This is a genomic window from Aquirufa sp. TARAVU-A1A (assembly GCF_054558675.1).
This window is the reverse complement of sequence record NZ_JBPXKP010000002.1, coordinates 383,107-396,616: the sequence shown is the minus strand read 5'-3', so window position 1 is coordinate 396,616 and position 13,510 is coordinate 383,107. Positions and strand designations below refer to the sequence as shown.

At 41.4% G+C, this 13,510-nt stretch carries 12 protein-coding genes; 4 read left to right on the top strand and 8 right to left on the bottom strand.

Going from position 1 to position 13,510, the window contains the following annotated elements; genetic code table 11:
* Position 1: 1 nt before the first annotated feature.
* Both V7S75_RS04375 and nusB read right to left on the bottom strand, forming a co-directional pair.
* Entirely contained in the window at positions 2-298 is a 297-nt protein-coding gene (locus tag V7S75_RS04375; RefSeq protein ID WP_377975090.1) for a YtxH domain-containing protein, read from the bottom strand.
* Positions 299-300: 2 nt separating this feature from the next.
* Positions 301-1,422 (bottom strand): transcription antitermination factor NusB, encoded by a 1,122-nt coding sequence (nusB, locus tag V7S75_RS04370; protein WP_459511693.1) that lies wholly within the window; start codon positions 1,420-1,422, stop codon positions 301-303.
* 133 nt (positions 1,423-1,555) lie between these two features.
* Here nusB and V7S75_RS04365 point away from each other — a divergent pair, with 133 nt between their 5' ends.
* Complete coding sequence (locus V7S75_RS04365; protein ID WP_459511692.1) at positions 1,556-3,340, top strand: ABC transporter ATP-binding protein; 1,785 nt, start codon at positions 1,556-1,558, stop codon at positions 3,338-3,340.
* Here V7S75_RS04365 and V7S75_RS04360 read toward each other — a convergent pair.
* Positions 3,335-4,720: a TolC family protein gene (locus tag V7S75_RS04360; protein ID WP_459511690.1), complete on the bottom strand. Its 1,386-nt coding sequence runs from the start codon at positions 4,718-4,720 to the stop codon at positions 3,335-3,337. The two genes, V7S75_RS04365 and V7S75_RS04360, sit on opposite strands and share 6 nt — an antisense overlap.
* Before the next feature lie 36 nt (positions 4,721-4,756).
* On the opposite strand from V7S75_RS04360, the gene V7S75_RS04355 reads away from it, so the two are divergent.
* Genes V7S75_RS04355 through V7S75_RS04345 form a run of 3 tightly spaced genes read left to right on the top strand, consistent with a single transcriptional unit; the run spans position 4,757 to position 7,573 of the window.
* Positions 4,757-5,584 carry an MOSC domain-containing protein gene (locus V7S75_RS04355; RefSeq protein ID WP_459511689.1) on the top strand — a complete coding sequence of 276 codons (828 nt, stop codon included), beginning with the start codon at positions 4,757-4,759 and terminating at the stop codon, positions 5,582-5,584.
* A complete protein-coding gene (locus V7S75_RS04350; RefSeq protein ID WP_459511687.1) occupies positions 5,571-6,326 on the top strand; it encodes a hypothetical protein in 756 nt (251 codons plus the stop codon). Before V7S75_RS04355 ends, V7S75_RS04350 begins: the two co-directional genes overlap by 14 nt.
* The gene (locus tag V7S75_RS04345; protein WP_459511685.1) at positions 6,314-7,573 is read left to right on the top strand and encodes an MFS transporter; all 1,260 of its coding nucleotides are present in this window, start codon (positions 6,314-6,316) and stop codon (positions 7,571-7,573) included. The genes V7S75_RS04350 and V7S75_RS04345 overlap by 13 nt, the downstream gene beginning before the upstream one ends.
* Here the strand turns inward: V7S75_RS04345 and V7S75_RS04340 are convergent, their stop codons facing one another.
* From V7S75_RS04340 to V7S75_RS04320, 5 genes are all read right to left on the bottom strand, one after another.
* A complete protein-coding gene (locus V7S75_RS04340; RefSeq protein ID WP_459511683.1) occupies positions 7,574-8,077 on the bottom strand; it encodes a hypothetical protein in 504 nt (167 codons plus the stop codon).
* 45 nt (positions 8,078-8,122) lie between these two features.
* Positions 8,123-8,410, bottom strand: a complete 288-nt coding sequence (locus V7S75_RS04335) for an autorepressor SdpR family transcription factor (RefSeq protein ID WP_377975076.1) — start codon at positions 8,408-8,410, stop codon at positions 8,123-8,125.
* A 52-nt stretch (positions 8,411-8,462) separates the two neighbouring features.
* Complete coding sequence (locus V7S75_RS04330; RefSeq protein WP_459511681.1) at positions 8,463-9,356, bottom strand: hydroxypyruvate isomerase family protein; 894 nt, start codon at positions 9,354-9,356, stop codon at positions 8,463-8,465.
* A 2-nt stretch (positions 9,357-9,358) separates the two neighbouring features.
* Positions 9,359-12,409, bottom strand: a complete 3,051-nt coding sequence (locus V7S75_RS04325; RefSeq protein WP_459511679.1) for a PVC-type heme-binding CxxCH protein — start codon at positions 12,407-12,409, stop codon at positions 9,359-9,361.
* A gap of 67 nt (positions 12,410-12,476) precedes the next feature.
* The gene (locus V7S75_RS04320) at positions 12,477-13,505 is read right to left on the bottom strand and encodes a glycosyltransferase family 2 protein (protein WP_459511677.1); all 1,029 of its coding nucleotides are present in this window, start codon (positions 13,503-13,505) and stop codon (positions 12,477-12,479) included.
* Positions 13,506-13,510: the final 5 nt, after the last annotated feature.

Sequence of the window (13,510 nt, the reverse complement as noted above, 5' to 3'; positions counted from 1 at the left end):
CTTATTTTGCTTTGATTTGGCTCATCATTTTCTCTACGTCCTCTAGCAATTTCTCTGCTTTGATTTTCGTATCATTCACGACTTTTTTGCCTTCTGATTTAGCCATTGTTTCAGGGATTTCTTTTCCGTCTACGATGTCATTGATCAATTGCTTTAATTGCTCACGGTATTTATTCAATTGGAAATACAATTTGCTACGTGTATTCTCCCCTTTGTCCGGTGCATAAAGAATACCAAGCACAGCTCCTGTAGCAGCTCCTACTACAAATGCCCAAAAGGATTTTGATGATCTACTCATAATTATTTACTAGCTATGTCGATTAATCCTCGACCTGATTTTTGTATAATTTTCTCACCGATTAGCTTCACTGACACGACATCCAAAATACCATTAATAAATGGTCCAGATTTAGGAGTTGAGTAGTTTTTCGCCACTTCAATGTATTCGTTAATGCTCACTTTGACGGGTATGCTTGGGAACTTGATCATCTCGGCAACTGCCATTTTTAAGATGATTAAATCAGACGTTGCCAAACGTTCCGAATCCCAGTTTTTTGTCTGGTCATTCACCCATGTTGTCAAGGATTTGTCTTCTGCTACGCAATAGTCGAATAATTCTTCAAAGAATAATTTATCCTCATCCCATTGGATTGCAAGCGCTTGTAAGCTTAAATCTTCTAAGGCCTCCACTTTAAAAGTTTTAGTACTTAGGCTTTTAATTACATCCTTATTAACATGCCAATTTAAATCTTTTTCCTCAAAATATGCTGTCATAATCGGATGTTTTAACAGATAATTTTTCAAAAGATATTGGACCATTTCGATATCCTTGTGGAGTTCTTTTCCTGCTTCAGGTAAATACGCAGTAAAGTTCTCGTCTGGCAAAATTCCTTCAAGGAATAATTTTTTCAGCAATGTTTCTTCATCTTCAGACCAGCCGATGTTGTTTTCCGCAAAAGCTGCTTGCAAATCTTTCCATTTTGGTAGAATCGCTAATACTTTATTGTTGGCAATTTGTGATGTCTTAATCGCCTTTTCCAATAAACGTCTTTGCTCATCCCATTGACCGATCGCTGGGAGGTTCTGTAAATAGAAAAGTAATTTTAAATATTGTTTGTAGATGGATTCGACCTCCGTGACCATGTTTTTGCGCATGTCACGGGCAATTTTAGCTACGTTATTTTGGTAGACACGGTATACAGATTGTGCCGCTTCGAGTGCTTCTGCGGGAATCGTTTCTTCAGTGGGTACACCTTGGAAAAATTCAGTTAGTTGAATTTCGGCTAGTTTTCGCAAACCCTCCAGACGAGGTGTTTGTTCTTCTTTGGCAACCATCAACGATAAATCTGGTTGAAAAATCGCTTGTAAGCCATCAAAGGCTAATTGGTATTGCGCGCGTTCCTGCGTCCAAAAGGCATACATTTGTTGAAATGCTTTGACCCGTAGTAGTCTTCTGTTAACCATCCGAAAATAAAGAGCGTTCTTGATTTGTAAAACACAAAATTACAAATTTTAATTTAGAAAGGTCCTATCTTTACGCCAACTTATTCCATACATGGGCGCACTTAGTCATCTGAATCAATACTTCTGGAAATATAAATGGCTGTTACTCTTAGGTATGCTGTTTACTTTTTGTTCCAATTTTTTTGGTGTTGTACCCGCGCAGTTGGTTCGTTTTGCCTTGGATTTGGTGACAGAGACCATTGATGTCTATTTCCTCTTCAAGGGATTTTCGATGCAATCCGTTTTTTACGAGGTATTCGCGAGTACCTTGTTTTACTATGGTGCCTTGATTGTCTTAATGGCATTTATCAAAGGAGTTTTCTTGTTTTTGGTCCGTCAAACTTTAATTGTCATGTCGCGCCACATCGAATACGAGATGAAACAAGAGATTTATGCGCATTACCAAACGCTACCGCTTTCCTTTTACCGCAAGCAAAATACAGGTGATTTGATGGCACGTATCTCAGAAGATGTCAGTAAGGTGCGTATGTATGTAGGGCCTAGCATCATGTATGGCTTGAACTTGATTACGGTTTTTGCCCTCGTGATTTATTACATGTACCATGTGAGTACAACCCTGATGTGGTATGTGCTTTTGCCATTGCCGATCTTGTCTTTCAGTATTTACTATGTTAACTCCTTGATTATCAAAAAGTCGGAGGAGATTCAGGCGGGATTGTCGACCATTTCTACTTTCGTGCAAGAAGCCTTTTCAGGGATTCGTGTCTTGAAATCGTTTGTTCGTGAGAAACAATCATTAGCCGCATTTACGGAGGCCTCTGCGAATTACCGTCGGAAGTCCTTGGACTTAGTTAAGATTGATTCCTTGTTTACACCTTTGATCTCATTATTGGTCGGTTTTAGCACGCTTTTAGTTGTTTATGTGGGTTCAAATGAGGTGATGGCGGGTCGGATGACTTTGGGAAATATCACCGAGTTCATCATGTATGTGTTTATGTTGACCTGGCCCGTAACTGCATTAGGTTGGACGAGTTCTCAAATTCAGCGTGCCGCGGCCTCACAAAAACGGATTAATGAGTTTTTGGAAATAAAATCGGAATTAATTCCAGGTAAACAAATCAAGCAGCCCATTTTAGGAAAATGGACTTTCAAGAATTTGCATTTTACCTATCCCGGAACGGATCGCGAAGTGCTGAAGGATATTAACCTTGAAATTAATGCGGGGGAGTCGGTAGCATTGTTAGGTACTACAGGTTCTGGTAAAAGTACGATTGCTTTGTTAATGGCTCGCTTTTATGATCCGGTGGCTGGCGATATTTTGTTGGACGACATTCCATTGCGCGATTGGGATGTCCAACATGTTCGCGCACATTTGGGATTTGTACCACAGGATGTGTTTTTATTCTCAACGACAATTGCAGAAAATATTCGTTTTGGTCAGGATGATTTAAGTGAAGAAGCGATGAAGCAAGCTGCACGATTTGCGGATGTCTATGATAACATCATGGATTTTCCGGATCAATTTGAAACGATATTAGGCGAACGTGGTGTAACCTTATCGGGTGGCCAAAAACAACGGGTTTCCTTAGCGCGTGCCTTGGCAAAAAATCCATTGATGCTCGTATTAGACGATTGTTTATCCGCCGTGGATACGCATACCGAACATAAGATTTTGACGCATTTGAAGTCGATTATGCAAGATAAAACGAGTTTGATTATCTCACACCGGGTGTCGTCTGCCAAATTGGCGAATCGCGTTTTTGTCTTACAGGATGGGGTGATTGTTGAACAAGGAAAGCATGCGCAACTAATGCGCAAGAAGGGCTTGTATTTCGATTTATACCAACAACAATTAAACGAAGAGCAAGGTTTATAATAGATTGCCGCTCAAACGAATTAATTCGATCTCCGCTGATTTTGCCGCATATTTTGCTTCAATTAAGCGTGTTTCAGCCGCTACTGCATTGCGTTGTACTTCACGCAATTCATAGGAAGTTGCAATCCCAATTTTAAAGCGATCGAATGCAATGTCAATGTTTTGCTTCGCGATTGTATAGTTTTCCGTCTCTAAAGCAATTAAATTCAAGGCATTTTCATAGGCAGTAAAGGATCTTTCGATGGCTGCGATCAATTGATTTTTCGTATCCTCTATTTGTAATTGGGCAATTTCTGATGCGATTTTAGCATTTTGGATTCTGCGTTTTTGGTTATATCCGTCAAAAATATTGATGGTTGCGCGTAGACCATAATTGAATACATCACTCGATCCTTTTTGTACTCCAAATCCCGCCCCATTATAAACATTGCTCACAGCATAACCCGCTAATAGGTCTACTTGTGGGGTTTGTTGGCTCTTCAAATTACGCGTATCTAGATCACTGATTTTTTTTGAAACAAGTGCCGCCATCAAGGTAGGATTTTGTTTCAAGGCCATCTCCTTTAATTCGTTTAAATTTAATTTCGGTAGTAGATCAATGACTGCAAGCGTTTGGAATGTTGTTAAATGGGGGCGAACCAACAAGGTATTGAGGCTGATTTTAGTATTTAAATAGGATTGCTCTTGAGCTAATAATAAAGCTTTGTCTTCATTGTAATCAACCTGAGCCGAGTAGTAATCAACTTTGGAACCCTGACCGACTTCATAACGATCTTTGGCAAGTTTTAATCGGTCGTTTGAGATTTCGAGGCCTTTGCGAAAGTTGTTTACGCGTAAGTCCTGACGAATGATATCGTAATATAAGGTGCTAATTTGTGCGATAAGGTTCTCGATGGAAGTTTCTGTCTGTTTGGTGCCTAAATTCTGCAATTCTTTGAAACGGTCACGAAGTACAAACATCCCTTTTCCATCGTACAACGTCCACGCCATGGCGATACCCGCATTTCCGCTGTTTGAATTGACTCCTGATTGCACCAATGGCGCACGTAATCCACCAAAAAATTCTTGGTCTAAACCCGAAATCGTATAGTTTTTTGTGGCTGTACCTGTGATTGTAGGTAAAAAACCAGCGTTCCCTAAACTATTGTCATTGGCCGCCAGAATCTCTTTTTTCTTTAGAATTTGAATGGAATATTGATTCTGTAAACCTTGTTGGATGGCATCTTCCAAGCGTAACATTTCTTGTGCTTTGCTCGAAAGACTAATTAATATGAATAAACTAATTAGGCCAAATGATTTCATATTGAATAGGTTTTGATAATAAGCAACAAACATAAGGATTTTGTCCCACATAATGAAAGGCTGAACCGATAAGACCATGTAGGGAATTTTGCGCTGAATTGCCTAATTTGCGGTATGAGCTCCATTCTTGTCAAACAATTATACCTATTCCCGATTAAATCCTTGGCCGCGATTGCTGTTCGCCAAGTGCTAGTAGATGCCGCGGGCTTCGTAGGTGATCGCCGATTTATGTTGGTGGACCCCAATGGGAAATTCATTACCCAACGAACGCGTCCGGATTTAACTCGATTCAATTTGAGTTTAGTTGAGGGTGGGTATCTCGTTCAAGATCATATTTCGGGTCAGTCAAAGGTTCTGTCTTCGAAGCCAGACCTAAAAGAGTCGATGGCTGCAGAACTTTGGGATGATTCATTACAAGTAGTTGAAGTAGGTGAGGGCTGGTCGGAATGGTTTTCTGATTTGTTGGAAGAGCCAGTTCGCTTGGTGATGCAAAAGCCCGAATCCCCTCGAATCATCAAAGAAAAATATCAAACCATTGGGTCCAATCAAAGTTCATTTGCGGATTCCTTGCCTATATTGTTGGCCTCCGAAGCATCCTACAAGCAGGTTGAAACGATTTATGGGCAAGATTATGACCCTTTGCGTTTTCGTGCAAATCTTATCGTCAAAGGATCGGATTCCTTTGAAGAGGATACATGGGAAGAAATTTCGATAAATGCGGTTCGTTTGTTTGGGGCAAAACCTTGTGCGCGATGCCAACTAATTAACGTCGAACCCGCTACAGGTCAGGTTGATAAAGGAGGAATGTTGAAGGCCTTGGCAACATTTAGACAAAAGGATAATAAGGTGTATTTCGGCCAACAAATGGTCCCGATTACGATGGGGAAGATTCTGGTTGGAGATGAAGTCATAGTTTCAATACGGAAAAATGCGCTTTTTTAAAATACTCCATTTTTTAAGTTTGGATGTAGTTTTGGGAGTTGTTTCGATGCATCTCATGGTTTTTCATGTTGTCCTAGGGCGTTGGTCTCCTTGGGAATTTTCCGCTTTATTAGCCGCTGCTGTTTTTCTCGTTTATGGGATGGATCGACAAATCGACAATCTTACAAATGCACCCAAGGATGAGTTGCATGCTTTTCATGCGAAATTCCGTAATCTTTTGTTCCTGGGGATGGGCCTCGTTTTGCTATTTAGTGGATTTGTATTGCTCACGATGGAGCGTTTACTGATTGGTCTAGGTCTATGTCTATTGCTTGCCGTTTTGTTGTATTGGATTGCTTGGGTGAAGAACATTTTTGATTCCATTTTGGGTTTAAAAGAGGTAGGGACTGCGTTGATTTACAGTCTTGGGATTTTAATCCCGACTATTTCATCGGACGGTTTTTCAATTCCTTTGGGCACCATTGAATTAACCTTGTTTTTGGTCGCGCTCTTAAATTTGTGGCTTTTTACTTCCATTGAAATGGCTGGGATGCGGCAAAGGGTCCTTGGCTTATTATGCGTACTACCTTGTTGGCTTTTCTGTGCGAGTCTGCTCGGCTTGCCTATCAGTATCTTGGTAATTATGGGTTTTATATGGGGGATTCATGCGGGGATTTATTATTTTAGGCCTTGGATATCCATGCGCCTTTGGGCCGAATGGGCATTTGCGAGTCCACTGATTTACCTACTATGCAATTTATAAAGACAAAAGATGCGTTTCAGGCGCTTCGCTATCCAGAATTTCGTGCTTATGTGACGGGGAATACGCTGTTTACGATGGCATTACTGATTCAGGAGGTAATTTTGGCCTATGAGTTATATCATTTAACCCACAACCCGTTGGCATTAGGCTTAATTGGATTAGCTGAGGCGGTGCCCTATATCTCTTTGGTATTGTTTGGTGGGCATTTTGCAGATAATCGGGACAAAAAGAAAATCATGCAGGGGTCGCTTTCCATCATTATTTTAGGTTCTTTTTTGTTGTTATATGCTGCGACACATTTGAGTGAGGGACAGACTGATTTTCATATTTATTTAATCTATTTTGTGATTTTTTTAATCGGTCTTGCCAAAGGCTTTTTTAGTCCAGCAGCCTCATCTTTGAATCCTTTTTTAGTCCCTAAAGAAGTCTTTGCCAATGCGGCTACTTGGAATTCATCCTTCTGGCAATTGGGTTCTATTTTAGGGCCTGGAATGGCTGGTTTTCTTTATGCATATGCTGGATTAGCAGGTTCACTGTGGATTGTCATTGGATTGTTGCTAGCTGTTATGTCATGCATGTTTCTGATCAAAAATAGGCCAGTGCCTCCGAAAAAAGTAGTTCATGAGTCCATTTGGCATAGTTTGCGCGAGGGAATTGAATATGTATTTAAGACGAAAATCATCTTGTATGCAATTTCGCTTGATTTGTTTTCGGTCTTGTTTGGTGGGGTTATTGCAATCTTACCCATCTTCGCCGAAGATATTCTGAAAGTTGGCGCCGAAGGTCTTGGGATTCTACGTGCAGCTCCCTCAGTAGGAGCAGTCGTTACCATGCTTACTTTAATTTACTTTCCGCCTTTGAAAAATGCGTGGCGGAATTTGCTTCTCGCTATCGCGGGTTTTGGTATAGCGACTTTGGTATTTGGGCTATCATCGAATTTTTGGTTGTCGGTGACAGCCTTGTTTTTTACGGGTGCTTTCGATTCGGTCAGTGTGGTGATTCGTCAAACGGTCTTGCGTATTTTCACGCCTGATGAGATGCGGGGGCGTGTTTCCTCGGTTAATGGTGTTTTTGTGAGTACCTCGAATGAAATGGGAGCCTTTGAATCTGGAGTTGCAGCTAAATTCTTAGGTACAATACCCTCTGCGCTTATTGGTGCCGGTGTGACCTTGTTTTTAGTCACCATTGTAGCCTTTAAATCGAAGGATTTGTTGGAACTGGATGTTGAGAAAGCGTCAGAGGCCTAATTACTTGTTTTCTTGAATACTTGTATTCCACGCCTTTAGGGTCTCTAAAATGGTATTGCGGCTTTCTTGTGCCCAAACAATATCAGAAACCTTATTCACGGGACTTGTATTCTCGCCCAGTAATGCAGGCATTAAATTGAATGTGTGCGTTTTTAACTTCTTCACACCTTTGTCATTTACCGAGATACATTCGATCACTTCGATGTTGGAAATGACCACTAAACCATCAGAAGTTTTGGATGCATGAATCTCGATGGATTCGATCAGATTCTTCGGGATATCGCTGGTGCCTATGAGGTCAGCTCCTTGATAATGTACGACTTTGATTTCATGCGCTCCTAGCAAAAGAAAGGAGATGCGTTGTTTCCCCGACTTCGCTGCAAAAAAATCTCCAATCGACTGAAAGAAATTACGTTTCGGTAATTGGATGACACCAAGACCTACAAAATCACGTGGCGTTTGGCTAGAAAGAAATGAAAACGAAGAAGGCAGATTGGAGCTCATGCGAATATTTTTTACGAATTTATCTTAAAAATGGCAAACCAACAATTACAGTCGGATTTTAGGTTTAGGGAATTCAAAGTGCTGGGCAAAACCTTGAAACCATTGATGGATCGACTCGAAGCCCTTTTTATTTAAACTATAATGGATAAACTGGCCTTTTTTAACGGCATCGATTAATTGGGCTTGTTTTAATAAATCCAAATGATGCGAAATGCTGGGCTTAGTCATGTCAAATTGCTTGGCAATTTGTCCTGCATTTTGTGGCCCCTGAATGAGAAATTGTAAAATCTCTCTTCGGGTTACATCGTTAATGGCTTTGAAGGCTGCTTCCATAATTGATTAAATAATTAGGCGAATATCTAATTAATATCTTGGATTTCCAAATTTACAAATGGTCAGCTTTCCGGTAAGCTTCGATTAGTTTCAATTCACCCTCTTTTCCCGGACGGAAGTTACCATGTTCCATGCCCAAAACACCTTGGTAGTTTTTCTTTCGCAGATGCTCGAAGATATTGGCATAATTAACTTCACCCGTTCCAGGTTCTTTGCGACCTGGATTGTCGCCTATTTGCAAATAAGCTATTTCCGACCAGCACAAATCCATGTTCTTGATCATATTTCCTTCGTTTCGTTGCATGTGATACATGTCGAAAAGGATTTTGCAAGAAGGGCTATCCACCGCCTTGCAAATCATATAGCTTTGATCGGAATGGCGTAAAAAAAGATCTGGGTTGTCGCTTAGCGGTTCTAAAACCATCGTGAGCTTATGGGGCTCGAGGATCTCAGCGCCTCGTTTTAATACTTCGATGACGTTTCCTGTCTGAATGCCCATGGGTAAGTTTCGCGTGAAATTTCCTGGAACTACCGTCGCCCATTTAGCATTTACTCGCTTGGAGGTTTCAACAGCCTCTCTACAAGATTTCAAGAACATATCTGTCCAAGTTTTATCCCCGGTAGTCATGTGTGACTTATCGAAAAAACCCGGAAATTTGATCACAAAAACACCCATGTCCATGCCAAGTCGGCCTAAGGTTGCCCCAATTTTCTCTTGGACTTCCACAGGCTTTTCCATCATTTCATTGTCTTCCAGCGCACGAAATCCCATCTCATGCATGAATTTCAATTGGTCGATGTAATCTTTTCCAGCATGTTGTTCAAACATCCCGAAATGCGGCGCATAGTTTAAGCTAAATGTATTAGCATTCGTTGTGCCTGCTTTAAGTGTTTGAGTGCCTAAAACTCCGGCAGTCATTAATTGGCTAAATGATCGACGATTCATGTTTATTTCTTCTTTAAAGTGCTTAAATATTCCACTAAATCCGTTAATTCGCTCGTCGACATACCATCTGCGAGTCCATCCGGCATCATTGAGTTATCTAATTGTTTTACGGATTTTAATGCGGATGTTTTGAAGTTTTGAATGCCACCACCTGGTAATTTTAAGATGATATCGGTTTCATTTTTCGAGGTAACGATTCCTTGATAAACATCTCCTTTTTTGGTCGTAATCTCAAAGGTTTCATAGCCAAATCCAATACCGGCATTCGGGTGAAGAATGGATAAATACATCCCTTCTTTCGATAATTTTGAGCCTATTTCTGATAATTTTGGCCCAAAATCAATGCCCTCATTGTTGATTTGATGGCACATGGCACATTGCTCCACAAATACTTTAATTCCATTTTTTGCTACACCTTTCAGGTTGATTAATTCATTCAATGCTGGATGTTTCGTTTTGGAATTACTCTGTGCGCCACTTAGGTAGGTATTTGCTTCCACACGAACCCCTTTGCGCCAGGCTTTACTGACCGATTCAACCACAGATGGAATCAGGTTTGCGGGAATTTGCTTTTGCTTCAAGGCTTGCAAGACAAAATCTTCACCAGCAGGGTAGGAGTTACCGATACCTTTGGCCGCATCTTTACGAACAATTAAATCGAGCTTTGTATTTAGTAAGATTTGATTGAGTAATGCGACACTTTCTTTGTTGCCTTGCCAACGAATCGCGTCGATGATCGAACGTTTTACTGCATTATTTCCTTGGTTAAACGTTGATTTTATCAAATCATTTCCTCCTAACGCATAAAGCGATTTGGCTGCTTGTCGGCCACCTTTATTACTCAATATGATTTTTATCAATTCGGGCTTTAATTCGCCTAAACTGTATTTTTCGATTAATTTGGTGTATTCGTCTATGTCATTTTTGGGAAGAAGACTTATGACTGTTTTGCGTGCCAAAGCATCTTTTTGAATGTAATCTGGCGAAAGGTGACGGATGGCTACCAAAGTGGCCGCTGCATCTTTTTTCAGTTCTGTGTTTATTAATTGCACCAATAAGGCCGATTTCTCTTCTCCGGGAATAAAATCCAATGCGCGGAAATAGCGCAATTTGTCGTTCAATGGCTTCGCTTCTTTCAAGTATTGGAATAAATAGGAATTAGCTAAAGCCGTTCTCGAACGGAATATGATATCTCGGAAGGCAGGAGAATCTGTTAGTTTTAAAGCTAGATATGCGGATAATCGTGAGTCCCACGCTCGGTCTGCACCAATGCCCAATGCCTCTAAATACCAACGGTCCGCACCGGTATGTTGGCTCGCTAAGGCCGCCCACATCGCATCTGCTTCTGGGTTTTTTACATGGTGCAAGGCGATGGCTAGTTCGCGTTTCACTTGATAGTCGGGATCCTGTATAATACGCTGAGCCAACGATTTCCAAGTTTCAAATGGGCGCATTTTCATGGCACGGATGGCCATCATGCGCCACTCGGCAGATGGATTCGTGAGTGCCTTATCAATGTAGCTTAATCCATTGGAGCTTTGGGCCAACAACCAAAATAGGCGGGCTTTTAAACGTGGATTGCTTTCGTTTTGATAGACTGCAGCGATGTCTTGCGATGCTTTTTCTCCAAAACGTTGTAATGCTTTATAGCCTAAATAGCGCGTGGCAAGATTTGGGTTGAATAATGCCGTAATAGCTCCCATCGGAGAATCAAGGTGTAATTTTTTGACTAAATACGGCGTGTTTTTGGGTGATATCCGGTAGATGCGACCTTTGTTTTGGTCACCGGCTTGGTGTCCACCCACACCGGGATCATACCAGTCGGCGATAAAAAGTGAACCATCTGGTGCCACCGTTACATCCGCTGGACGAAACCATTGGTCTTTAATTCCTTCCACGAGATTAATGATACTAGCTGTATATCCGGCACCTTGTGCTTTTGTAGGATATGCACGTACCACATTCGGGCCTGCGTCGGCATGGATGATTTGATTTTGGAATTTGGCAGGTAATAATTGCCCTTCATAGACCAAAATACCGGTAGGAGAACCTGAACCGGTTTGCAATAAATTTGGCACAACGCCTGGATCATTTAAGTGCCAATGTTGAAGTGGTACCTCTTTTTCCATGTTCGTTCGTGCAACATACCAGCCTTCGCCTGTCATTTCATCCGTGTAGCCATAATTTCCGTGTTCGAAAACGGAATTGATACGGACTCCTTTGTTACCGTCATCGTCATTATCTGATTGCCATAATGCCCCGTATGAGTCAACTGCAACTTCAAAGTTGTTGCGGAAGTTTTGGCCTAAACATTCTACTTGTGTTCCGTCGACATTGCAACGGAAGACCATTCCTTGTTTGTATTTCTTGGGGCCGATGATGTCACCATCCTGGTCAAGCACCGGGTTACCTTTGGCATCGAGCAATTGCTTACCCTCATTTCCTAAGTTGAAATATAATTTTCCATCGGGACCAAAAGTAAATGCGTGCGCACCATGATCATGTTGTTCCCCACCGATACCTTGAAACATAATTTCTTTGCGGTCGGCTTTGTCGTCGTGATTGTCATCGTACAAGCGCCAAATGTAGGGGCTTTGCGCCACAATGACCATGCTGTCGAGTACGGCAATGCCAAGCGGTGCATTTAATTCAGGGGATTGATAGAATGTTTTTTCGTGATCCGCTTTACCGTCACCATTCGTGTCCTCCAGGATAATGATTCGATCTCCAGCGGGATTCGTGGGATTGCCCGCGATGGCTGGTCGGTAGTTGAATGCCTCCGTAATCCAAACCCGACCACGCGAATCGATGTCCATGTTGGTCGGATTTTTCAACATCGGTTCCGTCGCAAAAGTTGTGATTTCTAATTCGGAATCAACCTGCAAGCCTGCCAAAGCATTTACTGCCTCATGTTTTTGCGATTCGTTTAGGGAATCCAGAAGGGCTTGTCCCCAGCGTTGGTGTTCATTGTTTTGGAATGAAGAAATTCCAAGGTAAGTCAAAAGGCATAATGAGCCGAAAATGGACAAAGATCCACGGAGAGAATTTTTCATGCGAATTAAATAGGTTGAGCGAAACGCTTTGTTGTAAAGGTCTTTTAATTCGGCAAAAAATGCAAATTTATCGTTTGATGATTTGATTCAATTTGGAACGGAAATTCAGGTAGGCCAACAGGTTTTTGGGACTTAATAAATTTGTTTTCAAATAAGCCTTCCATTCCTTCGATGTGCTAGGAGGATTAAGCAATGTTGCTTTGCTGAAATAAAATGCCTTTTTAGTCCAAGAGGATTTATTTTCATGGCATTCCATGCGCATGAGGTAGTAGGCCTGCAGGATGGGATTGAGCAGGTTTTTGTATTTGTATTTAGTATAGGCATTGATTTGCGCATACATAAATATTCGATTTTTAATGAATGCCTCGGAATGTACGTGGTCAGTCATGCTGATTCCTCCCTCGTTTTTTCGGTAGACGGACATCACTTCAGGTAAATAGCCAATGGGTCCTTGTTCTGCCAAAATAACATAGAGTGGAATATCACCACTTTTTGAATGTAAAAACCATTCTGGCAAAGAATGAGCAAATTTTCGTCGCATCATCACGGCAGCCGTAGCCATGAACCAAGTTTCTTTTTCTAGAAAGAAATCGGCGGATTCAATCCAAGGTTTTTGGTCGGTGGGATTAATCAAAACGGGTTCCCGATTACTCCCATCCTCAAAAATGATTTGAGCATTGTGAAAGCAGGCAGATGCATGGGGATGTTGGTCTAAAAAATCAACTTGGCGTTGAAGTTTGAGCGGATCAGTCCAGTAGTCGTCCCCTTCGATGTGAACGATATATTCACCTTGACAATCGAAAAAGCAATGTAAAAAATTATGTTTGGCACCGATGTTCTCGGGGCGGATATACGCTTTTATTTTATCGGGATGCTTGGTGGCATATTCGCGGACTATCGCTGCGGTGTTATCTGGTGAATGATCTTCGCCGATAATGATTTCATAATCGAAATTCACCTGCTGTTCCAGGATTGCATCCAAACTTGTCCAAATGTATGCTTCATGTTTATACGTGATAAAGCATACACTCACTTTGGGTTTGCTAGGTGTTTGCGAGCCGAGAAAAAGGTGTTTGTCGTAATGTGAAAAATTCATCGGCT

Coding starts and splice junctions, on each gene's coding strand:
- nusB (WP_459511693.1), bottom strand. CDS start 1,422: ATGTATGCCTTTTGGACGCAGGAACGCGCGCAATACCAATTAGCCTTT.
- V7S75_RS04355 (WP_459511689.1), top strand. CDS start 4,757: ATGAGCTCCATTCTTGTCAAACAATTATACCTATTCCCGATTAAATCC.
- V7S75_RS04320 (WP_459511677.1), bottom strand. CDS start 13,505: ATGAATTTTTCACATTACGACAAACACCTTTTTCTCGGCTCGCAAACA.
- V7S75_RS04340 (WP_459511683.1), bottom strand. CDS start 8,077: ATGAGCTCCAATCTGCCTTCTTCGTTTTCATTTCTTTCTAGCCAAACG.
- V7S75_RS04345 (WP_459511685.1), top strand. CDS start 6,314: ATGCAATTTATAAAGACAAAAGATGCGTTTCAGGCGCTTCGCTATCCA.
- V7S75_RS04365 (WP_459511692.1), top strand. CDS start 1,556: ATGGGCGCACTTAGTCATCTGAATCAATACTTCTGGAAATATAAATGG.
- V7S75_RS04325 (WP_459511679.1), bottom strand. CDS start 12,409: ATGAAAAATTCTCTCCGTGGATCTTTGTCCATTTTCGGCTCATTATGC.
- V7S75_RS04335 (WP_377975076.1), bottom strand. CDS start 8,410: ATGGAAGCAGCCTTCAAAGCCATTAACGATGTAACCCGAAGAGAGATT.
- V7S75_RS04350 (WP_459511687.1), top strand. CDS start 5,571: ATGCGCTTTTTTAAAATACTCCATTTTTTAAGTTTGGATGTAGTTTTG.
- V7S75_RS04360 (WP_459511690.1), bottom strand. CDS start 4,720: ATGGTCTTATCGGTTCAGCCTTTCATTATGTGGGACAAAATCCTTATG.
- V7S75_RS04330 (WP_459511681.1), bottom strand. CDS start 9,356: ATGAATCGTCGATCATTTAGCCAATTAATGACTGCCGGAGTTTTAGGC.
- V7S75_RS04375 (WP_377975090.1), bottom strand. CDS start 298: ATGAGTAGATCATCAAAATCCTTTTGGGCATTTGTAGTAGGAGCTGCT.